This is a genomic window from Candidatus Hodarchaeum mangrovi (assembly GCF_975850365.1).
In genome coordinates this window covers 26,753-47,374 of the sequence record NZ_CDLCQJ010000017.1, presented here as the reverse complement: position 1 = coordinate 47,374, position 20,622 = coordinate 26,753, and the positions used below count along the sequence as shown (strand labels likewise).

At 31.5% G+C, this 20,622-nt stretch carries 14 protein-coding genes and 1 tRNA gene; 5 read left to right on the top strand and 10 right to left on the bottom strand.

The window, feature by feature from the left end; genetic code table 11:
• Nucleotides 1–15 precede the first annotated feature (15 nt).
• Nucleotides 16–89, top strand: a tRNA-Val gene (locus tag ACWVCY_RS02730).
• Nucleotides 90–132: 43 nt separating this feature from the next.
• Here the strand turns inward: ACWVCY_RS02730 and ACWVCY_RS02725 are convergent.
• Together ACWVCY_RS02725 and ACWVCY_RS02720 are read right to left on the bottom strand one after the other, a co-directional pair.
• Nucleotides 133–2,328, bottom strand: coding sequence for a hypothetical protein (locus tag ACWVCY_RS02725; protein WP_455140152.1), 2,196 nt, complete (start codon nucleotides 2,326–2,328; stop codon nucleotides 133–135).
• Nucleotides 2,329–2,397: 69 nt separating this feature from the next.
• Nucleotides 2,398–3,309, bottom strand: coding sequence for an MBL fold metallo-hydrolase (locus ACWVCY_RS02720; protein ID WP_455140151.1), 912 nt, complete (start codon nucleotides 3,307–3,309; stop codon nucleotides 2,398–2,400).
• A 1,129-nt stretch (nucleotides 3,310–4,438) separates the two neighbouring features.
• Here ACWVCY_RS02720 and ACWVCY_RS02715 point away from each other — a divergent pair.
• Entirely contained in the window at nucleotides 4,439–5,266 is an 828-nt protein-coding gene (locus ACWVCY_RS02715; protein ID WP_455140150.1) for a 6-hydroxymethylpterin diphosphokinase MptE-like protein, read from the top strand.
• On the opposite strand, the gene ACWVCY_RS02710 is transcribed toward ACWVCY_RS02715, so the two are convergent.
• Nucleotides 5,223–5,741, bottom strand: coding sequence for a 6-pyruvoyl trahydropterin synthase family protein (locus tag ACWVCY_RS02710; protein ID WP_455140149.1), 519 nt, complete (start codon nucleotides 5,739–5,741; stop codon nucleotides 5,223–5,225). The two genes, ACWVCY_RS02715 and ACWVCY_RS02710, sit on opposite strands and share 44 nt — an antisense overlap.
• Entirely contained in the window at nucleotides 5,738–6,700 is a 963-nt protein-coding gene (locus ACWVCY_RS02705; RefSeq protein WP_455140148.1) for an NAD(P)/FAD-dependent oxidoreductase, read from the bottom strand. The genes ACWVCY_RS02710 and ACWVCY_RS02705 overlap by 4 nt, the downstream gene beginning before the upstream one ends.
• Nucleotides 6,701–7,053: 353 nt before the next feature.
• Between ACWVCY_RS02705 and ACWVCY_RS02700 the strand changes: the two genes are divergently transcribed.
• Nucleotides 7,054–9,645, top strand: coding sequence for an ATP-binding protein (locus ACWVCY_RS02700; RefSeq protein WP_455140147.1), 2,592 nt, complete (start codon nucleotides 7,054–7,056; stop codon nucleotides 9,643–9,645).
• 54 nt (nucleotides 9,646–9,699) lie between these two features.
• On the opposite strand, the gene ACWVCY_RS02695 is transcribed toward ACWVCY_RS02700, so the two are convergent.
• The 4 genes from ACWVCY_RS02695 to ACWVCY_RS02680 form a co-directional block, all read right to left on the bottom strand.
• Entirely contained in the window at nucleotides 9,700–12,291 is a 2,592-nt protein-coding gene (locus ACWVCY_RS02695; RefSeq protein ID WP_455140146.1) for a hypothetical protein, read from the bottom strand.
• Nucleotides 12,292–12,565: 274 nt separating this feature from the next.
• Nucleotides 12,566–14,323 carry a Heimdall-CTERM domain-containing surface protein gene (locus ACWVCY_RS02690; protein ID WP_455140145.1) on the bottom strand — a complete coding sequence of 586 codons (1,758 nt, stop codon included), beginning with the start codon at nucleotides 14,321–14,323 and terminating at the stop codon, nucleotides 12,566–12,568.
• A 316-nt stretch (nucleotides 14,324–14,639) separates the two neighbouring features.
• Nucleotides 14,640–16,292, bottom strand: a complete 1,653-nt coding sequence (locus tag ACWVCY_RS02685; RefSeq protein WP_455140144.1) for a hypothetical protein — start codon at nucleotides 16,290–16,292, stop codon at nucleotides 14,640–14,642.
• 2 nt (nucleotides 16,293–16,294) lie between these two features.
• A complete protein-coding gene (locus tag ACWVCY_RS02680; protein WP_455140143.1) occupies nucleotides 16,295–17,773 on the bottom strand; it encodes a hypothetical protein in 1,479 nt (492 codons plus the stop codon).
• A gap of 151 nt (nucleotides 17,774–17,924) precedes the next feature.
• Here ACWVCY_RS02680 and ACWVCY_RS02675 point away from each other — a divergent pair, with 151 nt between their 5' ends.
• A complete protein-coding gene (locus ACWVCY_RS02675; protein WP_455140142.1) occupies nucleotides 17,925–18,437 on the top strand; it encodes an HIT family protein in 513 nt (170 codons plus the stop codon).
• A 181-nt stretch (nucleotides 18,438–18,618) separates the two neighbouring features.
• Nucleotides 18,619–19,035, top strand: coding sequence for an archaellin/type IV pilin N-terminal domain-containing protein (locus tag ACWVCY_RS02670; RefSeq protein ID WP_455140154.1), 417 nt, complete (start codon nucleotides 18,619–18,621; stop codon nucleotides 19,033–19,035).
• Between the two features lie 337 nt (nucleotides 19,036–19,372).
• On the opposite strand, the gene ACWVCY_RS02665 is transcribed toward ACWVCY_RS02670, so the two are convergent.
• The gene (locus ACWVCY_RS02665; protein ID WP_455140141.1) at nucleotides 19,373–19,828 is read right to left on the bottom strand and encodes a hypothetical protein; all 456 of its coding nucleotides are present in this window, start codon (nucleotides 19,826–19,828) and stop codon (nucleotides 19,373–19,375) included.
• Between the two features lie 154 nt (nucleotides 19,829–19,982).
• Nucleotides 19,983–20,402, bottom strand: a complete 420-nt coding sequence (locus ACWVCY_RS02660; RefSeq protein WP_455140140.1) for a roadblock/LC7 domain-containing protein — start codon at nucleotides 20,400–20,402, stop codon at nucleotides 19,983–19,985.
• Nucleotides 20,403–20,622: the final 220 nt, after the last annotated feature.

Sequence of the window (20,622 nt, the reverse complement as noted above, 5' to 3'; positions counted from 1 at the left end):
TTCTTTTATAAACAAGGGCCGGTGGTCTAGCCCGGTATGACAATTGCCTCACACGCAATAGGTCGCCAGTTCAAATCTGGTCCGGCCCACTACTTTAAAAAGACAAAAAATGGCTTCTAAAAAAATAAATCATTAAGAATCAAATGCTTTTAGAATATAAGAATAGATTGCCTTTTCTTCACCTTTCGAGATCTTTTCTAATCTTCTAACAATTAATTCTGGAGTTGATTTCGCATACTTATAATAAATTGGAGTTCTATTCACTAATAATTCCAAATCGTCAGAAAGTCCTTGTGCCTCTATTCCATCGATTCTCAAACCTTCTCTATTATATTTAGCTATTTCTTGTGCCAAGTGCGTCACAAAGACTCCTACAGAGTTCGGTGAATGATTTAATAAATCTAAAACTGCTGCAATGACACGAGCAGAAGCACCTGGTTCTGAAATGCTTTCCATTTCGTCTGCTAGTACTAATCGTGATTTGGGGCTCATTATCATATTAGAAAGTGTCTTCAAAGTACTTTCAAAGGCTCCAGCATCCATCTGACCTGAAGACTTTCGATAATAGTGGAACTCATTAAATCCTCCTATGATACCTTCTCTGCATGGAATAGGAAGACCCATATGGCCTAATATTATTATAATCCCGATTGAAACCAATAAAGAAGTCTTTCCTCCACTATTAGCCCCAGAAAGAAGAATTACCCGTTCTCCTTTAACCTTATTGGATAAGGCACCTATTTCACCTAAAGCATATGAAACAGGGCTTACTTTTATTTTCCCACGAAGTTCCTGCTGACATAAGAACAAATTTCGACTTTCTTCAACTACTAAGCCAGTACCATGGTCATCAATCATTTTAGGAAGTACCAATTTATACTCTTGGGTAAATCGTCCTATCATTAAAAGATAATCTAATTCAAGAAACAGATTTAGTCCCTTTTTTGATATCTCAGTAAATTTTTCAAGTGATTTTGCGATTTTTACCTTTAATTCAAAAGCTTTCATTCCCCTCTTTTGTCTTAAAAAAGTACTTGCTTTTTGATAATTTTCCTCATTCCGATCGATTGGAAATCTAAGTTCTCTTGGAAAAATCCCTGTAAAATATTCTATTTCGTCTGATTTTAAATCTAGCTGAATTATTAGCTTTTCCTCAGCTGTTGTTATAATTTCCTCAAAAGCTAAATGAAGCTCATCATCCAAATATTCACGTAAATCAGATTTTACTCCATTTTCAGAATAATTTGGATCTGTATATGACATGTTTTTTAATAATGCTAATATTTTTTCTCCTCCAAGTTCAACAGTTGTTCCTTGGAGTTTATTTTGCAATTCATCATTTAATTCCATCTGGATTTCTGTTAATTTGATCTCAAAATTTTTTTCTGCATTAAACAACCTTAAGTACTCTACATTTATATTCTGATTTGGTTCTCCAGACTCATCTAAGTTGTTTAAATCACTACCCATCTTAATAAGCATGGATAAATCAAGGTCACCTATGTAACTAGGTAATACAGATGGAGAAATCGATTGGAGTAAATTTGCTAACCTGGATAGAGCAACTAAAGTTCTCTTATTTGTCCCAAAATATTGTAAAATTTTTTCAGGTATTATTTGAACAATATCATTCTTTTTAGATTCTGAAATATTAATAACATTAGGATAGCTTTCCTCTAAAAGAATATCTGATCCAATCCAGATTATCTCATCATAATCGTATATAATTTGAGGGACTTGTTCTATATCTTCAATATAGATGACTTCACAGTGCTTTCCAACCTCATTCAAAAGGATTTCATTATAAATATGTTTTTCTGTTGTAGCTATTAGCCTAGAAGCTGTATCGAAAGTTTTTGTTTTCTCTTTCAAAGGTGAAATAGCTTTTAAATAAGAATTATAATCTTGTAAGGTGTAATTGGACTGTTCAATTAGTTTAACTAATTCTAATGCCTTTTTAGATCTACCCTGTCTTTCTAGAATTTTCTCTTTCAGAGAAATTGGTAATGGATAAAATAAGAATAATTTAGATCTTGCATAACTAGTATTCCCAAAATGAGAAATTATTTCAATTATTCTATTATAGAGTAAAATTGCATCCTCAGTTTTAAGAAAAGTCTCTAACTTTTCATTTGTTTCTTGATAATGGAGATTTCTACATAAACTTAACGCAAAACGCTCTCCAATACCCTCAATCGAAGAAATTTCAGCAATCCTAGATTCATGTAAAGCTGTTAATACATTTTGTTCATTTTTAAAAAATTTTAATAATTTTTCTTCAACAGAAGGACCAATTCCACGAATATCTCTTAGTTTTATCTTTCTCAACAACCTTTTAGTATTATATGGCTTTTTATATTAATCTTAGTTCTATAGCTTTATCTTATTAAATAAAAGTTAAATTTTTATTATATTTTTTGGATTTACTAGCTTAATAAATTCATGAACTTCGGGAAACGAGCAATGATCGGAATAAGGAAAAAAATGGACATCTAAATGCTTATCCTTTAATTTTAAAGCCCAACCAGTTGGTGAAATACGTAACGCACTAAGCATACTCAGTTTTTTCTCGTCTTCAACACCATGGAGATCCTCTACAAAACGTCGGCTTTCCACGTGAAATTTTGATGTTTCATTAGATGTAAAAATATCCCATTCGCCTCCAATCTCTTTATAAATTCTCAATTTAGAATCAGGAGCCCATAATTTTACTTTAAAGACTTTACTTAAGGTTTTTAGAAGATTTTCTTTTCCAATTTGATACGCTGCAACCCAAACTGTATTTTCAGGATATTTTTCACTAGATAGGATAAAAGTAATTATATCCGAGATCATTTCCTCGCGAGTAGGAAAATTAAAGATTGGATCTTTTCCATATGTAAAATCTACCCAAAGTGTTTCTGCTCCCTGAATCAAATCAAATTCTTCTTTCATTTTACTGTGAAACCTGAAATCTCCAGTAAATACTTCTTTAGTTCCATTTTTTGATTCTATAACGTACATCAAGCTACCAACACAGTGATTGGCATCTAAAGCATGTACTATAAAATCATCAAAATCTAATGATTGGTTAGAGTTGATTTCCAATATTCTTTCTTTAGGAAACCTATACAAGAACTGAATAGCTGCTGCTGTTTCTCGTGAACATACTAAAATTGGATCGGGATCAGAAGACATAGATTTTAATCCAACAGTATGATCAGAATGTGCATGGGAAAGAAAAAAATATCCAGAAGATGGTTTACGTTTATCACGTCGACGGAATGGAAATTCATCGAAATAACTCTTAGCAATAGAAGAGTAAACCATAATAGAATTCACCAAAAGTCATTTAAACCATAATACAGCGAATTTACCTTAATTTTTTAATTCTTAATAATTCTGTGATGAAAAAATCAAGATTGATAAAACATAAAATTTATTTCTATTAATCACCATTTAAAATAGCATTTTTTATTTATTGAATTAGACAATTTCTCTAGAATAATATTCTATTAAATTCCTTTAAAAATAATAAAATAGGATACTAAAAGCAGAAAGAGTAACAGTAATCTATTTAATTTTTTATTCTTATGAAACTTTGGTAAGTACATTAAAGTCTAGTAAATAAACTTGAAGGAATCATAAATAAAAAATAGAAATTTTGGAGATTCTGTTTCTGGTTTCGGATGAGTCCAGGTGTTACCCAGGCCCTGTGGCCGAGCAATACTCAGCTTTCCAATCTTCCCGAACTCTCGCGAAGATCAGTACAAATTGGAACGGAACCTGTCTTAACGTCCAGCAGAATCTCACATTTTTGAACCATCAATATGGTTCTCTATGAGATTAACTCACATTTAGGACAATTTCGTTCTGTGTTATATATTTAATGCATTTTCTTGGAAACAATTCTAGTCTAAAAATGGAAAAACTATAAATTTTTTTATTGAATTATTTTCTTCTCATTCGAAATATAGAACTTTAATAGCTATAAACCTATCAATAGAATCATAGATGCTATGAAAGAATGCAAAAGATTAAGAATAAAAATTAAAAGATGAAATTACTTATTATAAATAAAAAACCGATTTGATATAGAATTTTAAGTAAATCAAAGTTTAAAAAGTCAATCTACTATACTTGAATCAGGAACTGATACTAATAATGAGATTGATGTGAAAAACCCTTAGTTTTTCATTTTGAATATATATCCTATTTTGAAATCCATTATTACCTCAGTTTTGGAGAAAGAATCATTAATCATCTGAATGATGGTGTCTCAAACCACTCAAATGTATTCACTAACAAAATATAAACCAATCTCTAATTGATTTTAATCAAAAAATTAACAAATTTTGAAGTTTTTTTAATTTTCTATTTTTTTCAAGGAATAAATATTAAATCTTCTGAATTGATGATTAGTAGTAATCCATATTAATATTTAAATCTGTGTTAAATAATGTATTGGGATGAATGGAAGAATTATTATCAGAAAATTGCGTTAAAACTTCAATTAGATAAAAAAGAAGATAATATTTCATCTGATTTGCTTCTAAAATGGCTAAAATCAAAATTATCTCCTTCTACAAAACAAACAATATTAAATTACATCGAACAATCATTTTTGAAACCAACTATTATTGCAGGAGCAGGTCCCTCACTCAAAACAGATTTTATACGCATAAGAAGATTCAATTTTTTAAATAAAATATCCTTCATAGCTTGTGATGGAGCTTGTCTTCTTTTTAAAGAATTTGGTTCAGTACCTAATATTATCTTCTCTGATTTAGATGGCGATCAGTCTGCACTAATTTGGGCTTTGAAAAAAGGAGCTATTTTAATTATCCATGGACATGGTGACAATAAGGTTCAAATTTCTGACTATTTGAACAAAAATGCTAAAACAATATCCAGATCAATGGTATGGGGATCAACACAATCCCAACCTGGAGATGGACTTTTTAATTTTGGGGGATTTACAGATGGTGATAGGGCAATTATTACTGCTTTACACTTCAATGTTCCAATAATTGGATTGATTGGTTTTGATTTCGGAGAAATTATTGGAGAATATAGCATGAAAAACTCCCAAATGCAAAAAAATACAGCAAAAAAAATTATAAAGTTCGAGATTGCGAAGGAATTAATAAAAGCAGCCTGTGTTAATCATAATGGAGAAAGATTTAATTTAACAGAGCAGGGGGAAGACATCGCAGGATTTTCTATGATGAATATGAGTAAATTTAGTTCGGTTTGTGATGAATGGTATACGAGGCACAATAAATAGGAGTTTCCCATACCTCTACCTTAAGTTTTGAAAATTTAATACTAGGTTTTACTTTTTCTAAGATAAATTGAATTTTCTTGGCTAAAAACTTGGCTAAATTTTCAGTTGTTATATTTATACCTTCAAACAGAATAATATCACTCTGAGGAATTGAATAAAAGCGATCTCCATATTGGATATCAAAATTTGAACCATTTTCTATAATTGTGACATTAGGATTATCTTTGGGCATTAGTACATAATGATCCCATTCTGTAATGGATTCTTTCAAAATATTTTCAAGAAGGATAAAATCAATAATCATTCCTGAATCATCAGGATCACCATAGATTTCAATTGAGATATTATAAGAATGTCCATGAATACCTTCATTATATTGAGGTGTAAATATCATATGAGAAGCATTAAAATGAAATAAATATTTTGCTAAAGCTATACTTGAATGTGAAAGGAATTCTCCCAACTTATCAGTCAACCAGTTTTGGTCTCTTGACCATACCAATCGCCACCTTTCATGTCAAGAAAAGCGGAGATAGCAGCGGTTGTACCTTCTCCCACAGCAACTGAAATCTGTCCTTGTCCTGGTGTAATATCACCAGCAGCATATATTCGAGGAATATTTGTTCTCTGATTTTTATCTACTATAATTAAACCATTTTCATTTAAATTTATTCCTATTTTCTTGGCTAGTTCATTGTTTGGTATTATACCAATTGCAATAAACACTGCTTTAACCCTGACTGAATCTTCTTCTCCTGTTTTGATATTTTTTGTTTTCACTCGTTTTACTCCATCAAGTTCATTACCCTCGATCTCCTCGACAATTGTATCCCATATAAATTCTACCTCAGAAGTATTTAAGATTTGCTTCTGTAACGATTCTTCGGCCCGTAGAGAGTCTCTTCGATGAATTAAATAAACTTTACGGGCAACATTGCTCAAATAAAGTGCTTCTGTAACTGCTGAATTACCCCCTCCAATAACTGCCACTATTTTATTCTCATAAAGCGCTCCATCACAAGTCGCACAAAAAGAAACCCCCTTACCTTCGAAATCACTCTCACCAGTAACGTTCAGATGACGATGATTTGTCCCAGTGGAGATGATGACTACTTTAGTAGAAAATTCTCCAGAACTAGTTATAACCTTTATAGGAAACTTATTACATTCAATATCAGTTACTTCAACGAGTTCTCGAATGGTTGCACCAAATTTCTCAGCCTGTTTACGAAGTCTTTCCGCAAATTCCATTCCTGATATCTCAGAAAATCCAGGATAATTTTCTATAATAGATGTGGTGGCCGCCAACCCACCTACAGCCACTTTATCCAAAACTAATGTTCTCCATCCCATTCTTGAACCATAGATAGCAGCAGCCATTCCAGCGGGCCCTGCACCAACAATAACCATGTCATAATCAGTTGAGATTCCCATATTTCTTGTCACTCCGAGGATAAATGTGGGGAACAGTCTCTATTACAATCATTTGAACATCCTATTTTAACCCTTTTGAACAATATTTCATTATCACTAATTTTTTGGATTTTCTTTAATAATAGAATTAATATGAAATCTAATTTTCTTCAATCTTCAAAAAATAAATAAGAGTTCCTTTAAACATAAAATAAAGGATGAAAGCATGATTATCTGATTGAATCGAACTTATAATGGTTTGGGGATTACAAAATTGGATTTATTTTTATAGTCCTAAATTGCTTTTTTAACCAAATGTTTTATTATTCTAAAGAATTATCCTGGTCTTTTTATTCAGATGGTTGACTTCAGATATGAAATTAACAAAATCTTCAACTTCAGAAATATTCTTTATAATTGATCCAAATAAAGAGAACTTTCGAGAACAAGATTTTATTATTATTGAAGATATAAGAGATTCAAAATCCCTTTTTTTTCTTGGCCGTATTGAAACTCTTGTTCAATCTCAATCAGGAGAAATCAAGGGAAACGCAGAGATAATTGGAGAAATTAATTTCAATAATTTTACATTAACACCCTGTAATTTTCCAATTTCTCATGATGCGATCATAAATTTACCTGAAGAGGGGATAGTTTCTAAAATCCTATCTTCTAAAGAAGAAGAAAGCATCTATTTAGGGGATATTGTTACTTCTTTTGGTAGAACTGAACCTTTTTTAATCCCTGCGAATTTTATTGAAAGGCATGTTTTATGTGTCGCAAGTACGGGCGCAGGAAAATCATACTGTATAGGCGTTTTACTTGAAGAAATAATGTTAAAATCTCCGTCCGCAGCTGTCATCCTATTCGATATTCATTTTGAATATTGGGGGCTTTGTTTTCCAAACAAAGAATATCAATCTAGCATAAAAAAGGATGGTTACTCCTCTAGAGCCTTTTATGATAATGTATTAATATTTAGTAAATCAGAAATCGGTTTAAACTCAAAATTCTCTTTAGAAAGACTTCGTAGGTTGCTAGATCTTACTAGTGCTCAAGAGAATTCATTGATTAATATAGTAAAAGAACCATTATCTTTAATTGACTTAAAAAATAATATATTAGACTCAGATCTTCATCCAGGCACTCGAGATAATTTAATTTCAAAAATAACAACTCTTATCAATTTAGATTTATTTGAAAAGGAACTAGAAATTACTAGTTTAGTTTCTCCTGGACAAATTTCAATAGTACGTCTAGATGAATTTGTAGATGATAAAAAACGACAAATTCTTGTAAGTGAAATCCTTACAAAAGTTTTTTTAGAAAAAATTCAAGGAAGAATTGAGAAAGATCAAGAAATAATTTTTGTTATAGAAGAAGCCCATCGCTTCTCAATGGCAAATGAGATAATTACTCGAATGTCACGTGAAGGAAGAAAATTTGGGATTTATTCTATTTTAATCTCACAGAGACCTGCAGACTTTCCAGATGACATAATCGCGAATATGAATACATTAATTGCTCTAAGAATAAAATCAGATAAAGATTTAACAAAGATCCGTCTGATGGAAGGTATTAGTAATAACGTAATCGCGTCAATGCCCCATTTAAACCGAGGAGAAGCAATTATTTTTAGTCCTCAAACCAAGATTCAACAACCAATTAAAATAAAAGTAAGACAACGAATGACGAAACATATTAATCCTCAAGTTGATAGTCCTCCGACATCACTGCCTTATTTTTCCAAAAAATTAGACAGAAGTCCACAAACTACTAAATTATTTGATTCTAAAGATGAAAATGAAACAATGAAAGATGTTCTCGCTCCTTTAGAAAATTTCGATGCTAAAGATCTTTCAAATTTACTCGCTATGAATCATGTCATTTTACTTCATAAAAAAACAGGAATTTGTTTATATGAATTGGGGACAACAATGCTAGAAATTGATCCACAATTAGTTTCAGGATTTTTAACTGCTATTTCTGGACTTTTTAGCGAACTCAAATCTCAAAAAGGGGTTAAGGATAGAACCAAATTTCGTGAATTTACAGAAGAACTTGGTACTGGTGATCAAGCATTTAAGATTTTCTCAGTAGAAGGGAAATATTCTGTTTCAGCTTTAATCCTTTCAAAATCTCCAAAATATCCAAATCGATTAAAACAAAGGCTTAAAAATTTTGTTTATTCCTTTGAAACTAAATTTAGTTCCTTTCTAGAAAATTTTATGGGAGTACTTGATGATTTTTCGACTGTTAATGAACTCCTTGATCAACATCTTGGATTAGCTATTCTTACACCTCTTAAATTAAATGAAGGAATCCAAGAGGAATCAATTCATACTAGTTTATGTGACATAATTTTGAAAGAATTATCACAACTTGCAACAACTGAAGGAGTTTTTCTAGAAGAAATAGTTAATATCTGTCTTTTAAACTCCGAATATAATTATCGTGAAATTTTGGAAGCAATTGCCAGCATGTTTATGAAAGGAATAGTTATTTTAACAAATAAGAATCGAAAATTACCTCAAATGTCTAGTAAATCAATTGAATCACATTTAGATATTCTATCAAATGGTTTTACTCAAGAAGATGAAGCTGAATTAAGGATAGATCAAGTCTCAAGGGAGGATCCAGAATGGTTTGAGCAGATAATTACTTCTATACAACCAAATCCGTTACAAAATGCTGTAAAAATGGATATATTGAAACGTGATTTAATTTTTGAATCAAATTATAGAGTAAACGCGAATACACTGAGGATAGACATCTATTCCTTGGCAGAATTACAAAAATGGGCAAGAATCATGGATAATAAAGGATTTACTATCCAAGAAATGAAAAAAAATCCCATTAATGGCCAGAAAATTACCTTTCAATCTGGAGAAGAATTAATTATATGTTCAATTGCCTTCCATTCCGATAAGGATTATATTTTTGCAATTGCTTCTGTACATCACTAAGAGAGACTCTGAAGGATTCTTACTATTTGATTGATATAATTCAGAGAATAAAGTTCAAACCGAGAATAGAGATTCGATTAATTTTTCTTCACCTTCAAATATATCTAAATTTCCAAGCCATGCGGGAAGAACTTTAGCATACCGTGCTTCAAAATTACCCAAAAAGTCGGTTAATTTTCTTCGGAGCTCACTAGATGTGCTATCAGCAAATATGGCTGCAAAAACATGTTTTTGATATTCAATAGTAAGTACCACGTCACCGTGGTCAATTGTTTTTAATAACTGTTCACTTCGGACCGCTTCTTTAGCAAAAGAAGTGATTGCTGAAAAAAGGCCTGCTACAAGTGCGGGTTCAACCTTAGATTGATCTCCAAATGTATGAGACAAGACAGCACGTCCGTCTAGCATCATTACATGGAGAGAGTCAATAGTAACCTCTTCGTATGAATAAGCAAACTCACGATAATATATTTTTAATATTTTATTCAATGGTATCTCGTATTCAAATTCCAATTCATCCAAAACGTGATGAAAATGCTTTAGTTCTATTTGATATTGTCCTGATATATTTCCTACCCTAATTTTGCCTTTAGATATCGCATTAAATATCTCTTCTCCTCTATCGACCTTAATTAGAGCATTTTTCAATTTAGTTTCTAAATTTGGATCAATAGGTTGTACTAATTCTATAAGAATAATATCAGATTTCTTTATGAGTTCTCCTAAGGTAGGTAAGGAATTAATTTCAGAATATATAGCCTTATAATGAATTTTCTCATTTCCAGTTTCATCTCCTCGTTGGATTTCAACCAGAAATTTCCTTCCCGCTAGAAACAGTATTGAACCCCAAGTCATTATAATCGCTAATGGATGGAGTAAATTATAAGGAATTGATAATATTCCTAAGAATGTTCCTCCAGTTCCTTTCCATTCGACTGGAATCTGGGTTAATTCAGGAATGATAAAATGGATCTCATTAAACATTCCTTCCTTAAATATAGAAGTTAACCAAAATAAATCTTTTGACTCAATAATTCCTGCAAATATTGAGGTAACTGTCGTAAAGGGCTCTATCAAAACAAATCCATTAAAATTTGGAAAAAGATCAGCGACATTAAAACCCAGAAGTGTATACCAATGATTTGTATACCAGCCAAATATAATAATACTAACGAGAATCAAGGAGATATACGAAACGATTGCTGTTCCAATAATACTCCAGTTCCATCTACGGATAAATAGAATCAAGATCGCTGCGAGAAGAAATGAGGTGTAATTTTGTGTTAACCAGAAAAATGTTTCATATTGAACTGTTTCCCAGTTTATAAAAACACTAGCAATAAATACACGGTAAGTAAAGAATCCAATTGCTAGTAGAAACCCAACCACAACACCAGTAGATAAAGAGTAAAATGTATTCTTAAAATTTATTCTTTTGAAGGCTTGTCGGACATTTTTCGAGGTTTCTATGAATTTAATGAGTAAATATACTGAAAATGGTTCAAAAATATCTAGAAACAGAACAAAAAAGAATGAAACCATAATAAAGTAAACCACGAAGTATGAAATTACAAAAATTTGTTGAAAATAATTTAATAAAAAGAGAATTACTGCAAGACCTGACATAAAAGCTCCAACAGTCGATAAGCTCTGAACCATTGCAATATATAGCTGATTCCCTAAAAATTTTCCTTTTCGTGATAAACGACTTGCTTTAATCAGGTACACACTAAATACAATCATAGCAATGTACGCAAAGAATATCTCTAAAAACCACCCCATTGAAGTTCCTTGAAGTAAGCTAGGATTTTCCTCTTCTCCCAATAATTGTAATATTGTCATTAATAAGAATAAAGTAATAGGCAAGATCGCTATGAGTATTTTTAATAGTTCTTTTTCATTATCCCAATTCTTCTCTTTAACCCTCTTTATTACTTCTTGAAAAGGTGAGCTTTCCATTTCATATTGAATATCTTTTAATCGGCTTTTTACAGTTTGAATCTCCTGTAATTGCATCATTAATTCTGATTTTTCCTTTTCAATCTCATTTAGTTGCATTTGAAGTTCTGAAACTTCATTCTCTGGGCTTTTCCCTATTTTTTTCCGAAGGCTTTGAATTTCATCATTATTCTGTTTAATTAATCGTAAAATAGGCCTTTTTTCACGTCTTTTTTCTCCCCATGTCTGGTATAGCAAAATTAACATTGAAATTAAAGGTGAAATACCGAAAACAAATGCTAAAATTACCACAGGATATGTTAAATATATAATAATTGAATTAACGAAGTGTCCAATCAAATATTTTATAAGTAAAGGGACGGGAAGATAGATTAATCCAAATCTTACCACAGCTGCGGAATCCCATACCGTCGTCCATTGATTTGTTCCTGGTACGGAATAATATTCCTTATTCAGATAACCAGTTGGATTAGGTACTAAGAAGTTTAATATACTGGGAAAAATGAAATAAGCAAGATAAAACACAAAAAATCCAATATATGCACGATTATAAAGAATGGCAATAAAGTTCTCATTTTTCCTTCTGGTCAATAGATAGGGAAGAAAAAGAATAATAACAGGTGAAAAACTTAGAAAAAATGAAATAATTAAATTAAAAGGGTCTAAGAGGGGATCTATAATTGCCATAATGGATCATTCGCTTTATTCGTATTAATTTTATGAGAATAATTAACTTTTAATTGAGATAATTAATAATTTCATTAATTCATTTTAAAGGAATTCAAATTAAAAAAATTTTGATCTATTTTTTATTCAAGAATTTCATCCATAAATTTCATCTTCAAAAAGTAAGAATTAAATCACCTATTTCCATTAGACTCTAAGACTGTGAGGACTTAACAAGCTAAAACTACTTCAGAAATCCCTACCCGACTTTATTGAAAAAAAAGGAAGAAAAGCTTTATCGCCGTCTTTTACGGTATAAAGCATATAGGGGAGGAATTGCAAGGAGAACTGAGATTAATTCAAATCCTGGTATTCCTAATCCCGTTGTATCGCTACCTGGAGGAGCAGTAGTAGACGAAGCTCCTGAAACAGATAGTGCTGCAACAGCTGAGTATGAAGGATCGTGTAAGATCTCACCACCGTACCACTCTGGGAATTCAGTGAATGTAAAGTATAACACCCAATTGATATAAAGTTCTTTAGATGGCATTGTAAATAGCTGAGGTGATAATTGTTCAGCTAGGAATTTTGTAAATCCATAAGCTAAAGCAAATTCAACCACAAAGTAAGCATGTGCAACATTGGTTACTATCCAACCAGCTGGATCAAAGGGAAGAATATGTACAGGACGATCAACTGTTGGGTCAATACCAAACAGACTTTGAAGACCTAGCAGTTTGTAGGTGTTTTTTCCAGTAAATTCTGTGAAGAAAAAGGTATTTCCACCCATTGCAATATCAATTGTGCTAGTAGTTTGATCTAGATTGTCTTCATAAGTTGGATCAGAAACTGAAAGACCAAATGTTGTTGTCGCGGTAGCTACTGTAAGGCCAAAACTGTTTGCCAAGCGCATTCTTGTCTTTGCATCATCATCAATATAGAATGCTAATTCAGGAAGATTTATGGTTACAGATGAGGGAATATTAACTCCTGCTATAGGAATAGGAGTTCCAACAAGAACTGAAGGTATATTAAAGGTGTAGGAAGGGGTTGCTAGAAATGGACTAAAACTCCATTCTTCGCTTGGAATACTAGTTTCTTTCACAACTAATAAATTCGTTTCTCCAATGTTATAATGGGTTGTTACGGTTCCTAAAACATATTCATTTGCACCAGTTATTGTTTGAGTTTCAAATATATACTCAAAATTGAGAAAATCAAGAACACTTGCTGCAACAATGTCTTGTCCAAAGATTATTCCATTTGTTTCAGATTGAACAGCAGCAGTTGGAACAGACTGTCCGAAGATATTAACCCCTCTTGGTTTTATAGCGAGACTTTGCCATAGAACGAACATATTTGAATAGTCAATCCCAAATTTAAAGCCTGTTGCGGTTTTCTCAAAATAAGGATTATAATCAAAATAACCGATTTGATAAGTTTTACCGTTATTTGATAGAACTGTATTTACTGCATCAATTAATTCTTGAGCACTAAAAGTATATCCCATGAAAATTTCATCTCCAGAATCCATAATTTGGTCATCAGGACTTGAAGAGTATGCAATCAATGACATGAAGTTATTTGTAACAAAGACATCTTCGGCCCAAGGTGTTTTATAGTGTTGTACTAATTGTTGAAACGGTGCAGTAGCATTAATATGAAAAATACTTGCTTCTAAAGCCTCATCATAAGCGGGGTTCATTTCAAGAACAGTTTTGACATCGCTTGATAAAAGATCACCAAATTTCAAATCGTATTCTACCTTTTCTAATGCGGAAAAGGCAGTTTCGATCCCTGAATTATTCATATAATTCATATAGAATTGGATATCGAAATCTTCATTAGAATCTCCAATAGGTGCAGCTGCATTTAAGAGGTCAGAGATGACATCAGGTTGACTAGGATCAGGAACAGCTAAATCAACCTCTACTGCAAAATATTCTTCTGTAAAATCATGACCTGCAAATGTTGCAGCAGATGCTGGAGATGTAAAGGTTAGAATCATCAGTAATAGGATTACTGACGATCCAAATAGAATTTTCCTTTTCATTACTTTATCACCATTAATTTTGGACTTAAAGAATAGGAATTTAGATTTTTATGTTTAAATCATTCTTTTTCTATCCAGAGTCCTTAATCTATGAAATATCACTCATGTCTCATATATAAACTAGTATGGAATAAATTTCGGCATAACATCAAAGAGATTAACCGCTAGGTAAATTATCCGCAGATTTGTATTTTTTATCAGCTGTTCAAAGATTCAAAACATATTACTAATCCTGTATCACTCTTAATTACTTTGGTATATAATCTTAAGCAATTGGAATGAGCTTAGGAGTTTTTTTGCTAATTTAAAAGCTTATTTATTTGAATAGGATAATTCTATGTCTTTTTGAAAGTGGGATCATAATTAATATAACAAGTATCCAATGAACAATGTTAAATGATGTAATTTGATCATTTTTTCCTGATATTTGTAAACCAATTTTTCTAATTCCCTCTTCTATCGAATTGAAGTAGAATTTCTTTCCATCCCACGATTTAATAGATGAATCTTGAATAAACCTGGAATAAGTAAAATATAATCCGCATAATTGGTAAAGCTGGTCACTAGTTAATTGTATAATCTCAGGTTTATTGATAAATCGTTTAAGCCCCTCACTAATAAGATCTCGAACTAATATTGTCTTTTCAAGAAATAATTTATTTCCAGAAAAACCAGACTGTTGGGAAAGAGCAATCAAATTACTTTCTAATTGATCAATCTGATTCTCATCTTTATTTACAAAATCAAATCCAATAAATTTTTTTACAAAATAGGGAATTTCATTATAATTAATTTTGATTTCCTCATTGACTGGTACATTCATTTGTGCTAATTCCAATGTTGTTATAGGAGTATTATCAATTAGAATTTTGTCCTTTAATCTCTCTGTGCCGTTCAATATTGCTATTTGATAGGAGGTTAGAAAAGAAAATTGAGTCTCACTAAAAAGGCTTAATCTCTTTTGAATATCAGGTCCAGAGTACCAAGATAAAACTTCTTCTATTGGAATCAAACCTAGAAAGTCTTTTTGAATGGTATGTTCAATAGACCAGTCCCAAGAACCTTCAGTTGGCAATGGTTCATTAATTATTAAATTTAATACATCACCTATAGATATTTGTGTAAATGTCTCCATGCCTACTAATTCATTAGGACTAAATTTTCTAAGACAAATTGTAAAAGCTATATTCTTAAATTGGATAATTAGAAATTTCCTTGATAGATTAAATTTATTAGGAGTAATCTCATCAAGATCAATGCTATTATTTTGAAATAGGTAAGTTATATTCTCAAAATTAATTGTTACGACCACTTCGTTCATTGTCTCTTCCAAAGCGATACTACAATTTGAGGTTGTTGAAAAAATAGTCCCAGATGTATCAATCTGGTCTTGTTTTATGCTAAAGCCTTGACTAAATTCAGTGATCAAGAATTCTAAAAATTCAATTGGAATATTAGGATAGCCTAACTGGTACTCATTTGCCTTAAAATCGCTACTATTTAATTTCAAAGCAAATCCCAAAATATCCTTAGATATAACGATCTGTTCGCCTGAATCAAGTTGAAATTGATGGAGAAGTTTTATAAAAGGTACTGTGGCGTTCCACTCAATGGTTGGAAGAGGGAAAATCGTTTGTGTTCTTCGAATATGTTCAAGTACTAAAACTAATGAATTGAATCCAAACTTGGAGTGCTTCATTAATGTGAAAATGTTATCCTGCTGTAGATCAGTATCATTCCCATTTGTGATCGACTGATTATTTATTATGTCAAAAAAAATATTTAATGATTCTTCAGGAGAAAGTCCAGGACTATAATCAGCTTTTATTCCTGCAAGAGGCTCAGAAAAGAAAAAATCCAGCTGAGCGAATTGAAATGAGTTTTCTGATTTAAGCATTCCAGTTGTAGTAGCAACTACAAAAATTAATCCAACAGAAAAAATCTTAATCAATATTGATCTCCTTTTCATTATTACGCAATCTCCAAGTGATCTTTTAACCAACGAATTTGTTTAGGATTGACTCCATAATATGACCTTTTCTTTTCTTTTATTAATAAAATGACCTCTAAATCCAATAATTTCTTTATATGATGCTGAACACTAGAATGATGGACAGATATTTCACGAGAAATCTTCGACAAAGAAACAGGCTTCTTTTTTCTAATTAATAATCTACATAAATCTTTTGCTACATCACTTTTCAATGCTAACGCTATTTCTGAAGTTTGAATAGATTTTTCTCCTGTAATATAGAAAATATGGTATTTTCCAATTTTTTCATGGGTTACAAAATTAAAATCATCCAGTGCTTGTAAATGCCAAAGTAGGGTAGAGATTCCACAGCCTAATTCCCTTTGAATTTCTCTGAGATGAGCTCCTTGCCCTCCTTTTAATTCTAGATAATCGACAATTGATCCTCTTAGCTCATTATCTAGTAATTCTTCCTCACTGATTCTTCTTCTCTGAGGTGAATAGGTAACATGAGCGATAAAGAAAATAAAACCAGTAAATAAACCAAAAATTAGCTCATTCAGCTTAGAGAGGATTCCTAGTTTTATTGATAGAAATATTGCGAAAATTATCCCAATAGACAATATAGCAACATTAAATATATATTCAAATCCGGTTAATTGAAGATGTGCTCCGGTAGGTATATCTGAAATAGAAAGAAGAGCTGATTGTCGGATGATGTCGATTATTGTATATTCCATTACATTATGGATTCCGAGAAGGGAATACATACTATTTATTGCTTGATCAAATCTTAGAGAAAAACTTCCTACGACAATTTTAGATCCGTGTAACCATATTCCAGATGTAAGATGATTATTCAGAGGAATTTCTATTGGCAAAGGAATTTCTGCCAGTATTGTTGTTTGATTATTTAGCTGTACCCATCCGCAGCTACCATTGAATTCTATTTCTTCTAAACTAATGTTTAACATTGATTGGGCGTCTTTGTTTAATTTTAGGTCAAGTTGTGTTTCATCTTGGTTTAAGGGATAAATAAAAGGACTATATGATTCAATACCTATTTGTCTTAATTCTTGAAGTGGCGTTTTTTGAAAGAATTGATTCAAAATAAATATACCTCTTCCTTCCTTTATCCATTGGGCTATATCTCCAAAAATAGAGAAGTCTATTGGAAGAAGGAGTTCATTCAACCACCAAACAGCTGTGATACTAGTATTATCCAACCCAAAAGATTCATTGGTAAGAACAGAGGAGATGTTATAAAATGAAATTTTTCCATCTAAATCTTTAATCAACTCCTCTCCAAGCTTTTTATCACGATCTGATCCAAAAAATATGGCTATATTAACGTTTTTATCCTCTTGTGCCTTAGAATTCATAATTTGTAGTGTCTTGGAATTTAGAACACAAAATCCACTGATCAAAATAATCAAAAGAAGGAAAATACTAAATGGAATGTGTCTTGACCAGAGCATTATTTAGTTACACCTGTTTATTCCTTTAATTGTGGTTGTTCAAAAAAAACCTTTCTGAAACAATAAACCGCAATCAGCTTATTTATTTCAAGAGACAATCAAATACTATTTTATATTTAAAATAGAATAGTGATAAATTGAGGAAAAATCAATGAAAAAATCTCCATTTGAAAGCTATCTTGCAGCTCCTTGGAAAGCTGAGTATGTTAGAAAAAAGAAAGATTCAAATGAATGTATCTTATGCGCAATAGCGAATAAGAACAAAAGCATTACTGCTTGGGAGGTTTTTAGAGATGACCAAGCGATGATTTTATTAAATAAATATCCTTATAATCCTGGACATCTCCTTATAGTTCCACTTGATCACTTTGAAGAATTCGATATGTTGTCTGCCTCCCTTTCCAGTCATTTAACTATTTTAATTCAAAGTTCAATAAAACTATTAAAAAAAACTCATTTCCCCTTAGGATTTAACATTGGCTTAAATATTGGGAATGTTTCAGGAGCTAGTGTTCGTCATATCCATTGGCATATAGTTCCTCGCTACTTTGGAGACTATAATTTCTTGGAAATACTTGGAACACGGGTTATGGTAGAAACTCTACCTCAAACATTAATTAAACTACAAAAGGAAATTGAAATCCTTCGTAAAAACACTTTTTAAAACAATGAATGTTAGTTCTCGCTGTATTAAAAGAAAAACTGCTTTTAGTAATCTCTCGGAAAAAAAATTATTTAAATAGTCATATCAATATAATTAGTTCACAAATGCATAAACAACAAAAAAAGCATATAATGTTATTTAAATTATAAAGAAATTGTTTGGAGGAAAATAAACCTTGAAGATGCCACGAATTATACGTAAAAGAAGAGCAGTTAGTCCTATCATCGCTGCAATTCTATTAATTGGTCTTGCTGTTGCAGCTGGAGCTGTATTATTTGTAGTTGTGCTACCAATGATCTCAGCTCCTGGTGGTTCATTGGTGTTCGATGAATCAACCACTCTCTCTGCAACTGGAGCTCATATTGCCTTGAGAAATGATGGTGTAAAGGATGCATCCGTCACAAATATTACTATTTCGAATGGTGGAGTCTATGCGAATTTTACATTCATTGGCTTTAACGTCATTGGAGGAGGTGCCCAAATAAAAGATTATACATTCGCAGAAGCCCTTACTGCTGGAAATTGGGTAATTACCGTTAAATTCTCTGTCGAGGGAGAAGTCCAAGAGGATCTTGTATTGCCTTTAACTGTTTCGTAATAAACACACCGATTTTCTTTTTTTTTCTTTTTTCTGGTCCTAAGTTACTAGCTTGCCCTTTTCAACAAAAATATGGTGAATTTTATTCTTTTAGTATACTTTTTGTCATTTTAACCAGAGGGGAATTTTTAAGCGCCCAATGGATATGGTCAGTAACAATTTACTATGACCCTGATGCTTCAAATGTTCCCAACATGAATTCACCTGATCCTATTTGATTTAGTATCAGATAGGATAATATTATAAATAGCAATGATGTGAATGTTTACATTGATGCCTCCTCATTTCATTATAATCTGAAATAATCCCTTTTTTTTTCAGATTTTTGAAAGAGATATCAGAAACGACAAATATCTGATCGACTCCGAACAAATTTATTAATAACCATTTTACCATCAGTGAGAACTTGTCTCAAATTAACTTCAAAATTCATCCAATATGTTATTAAAGCTTCTCTTTGTTCTTTGGTCTTAACCATTTCAGTATTTAAAAAAAATGATATAGCATACCCTTCTTCAGGAGCACGAATCACTTTAACTTTTGAACCTGGTTCTCTCCACAATTCGTTTCTTATTCTTTCAAAAATAAATTCTTCCACAGGATCATTAAAAGAAATTTTAAGTGAAACAATCGCAGAATTTCCTTGACGAATTAATTCTCCATTATCAAAACCAATGGTTTCTCTAGGTATGTCTTCACAACAAGGGTGATCTGGATCAAGGATACAAATTGGTTCCATACCTGTTGGACATTTTATTGTCCTTAAAATCAAATTAGTTTCTTTAAGAGTCAATTTCATAATCACCTATTATGTCTAGATTATTGATCGAGGTATTATGACTTGACTATTAATGAATGACCTTTTAAGGAATTATTAAACTTTTTTAAATTTCGTAGAAATAAGAAATTTACGTTTTTGAAACATAGAAATAAAATGTGTGTAAATATTAAAAATCGCGTACTTTTAGCATTTTTTCTCGATTTGTTGAAAGAAGGTATTGCATCAACCCGATTCTCACATCGCTACTAGTGATTAACACTAGAATAGTTGCCCCAACACTACACATTAATCCTAAACCTAAAGGGGTTTTAACATTTATATATTCAATATCACTCCCAAGATCAAGCTGAATACAGGCTCCAGAGAATGTACTTACTATTCCTGCAACCATGGCAGACACTAAAGTCTCGATCTCATCTGTTATTAGAGCTGTACGTGCTGACATAATAGGAAAACCTTCTTCACTTACTAAGAGTGCCTTTTTTACACCCATATTCGCTCCTAATTCATCTAATATTTTCTGTATTTTTTCAGTTGATGATATATCCTCAGATCTCTTAGAGGTTAAATGTCCAAAAGCTGCCATTTCGGTCACATTTTAAATGAATTATTAGAAATTCTATAATCTGATCATCTTCTTCATTTTTAAGCACCAAAATTTTATAATTATAATTTCAGATGATTTTATTTTTGATATCAATCATTATCCTTTCTTCTCACTTCTGAGAGAATAAATCTGACTTATCATATGTGGTTGAAAATTCAATAATGTTGAGAAGGCTTTATTATGATTTCTTTTTTAGAGG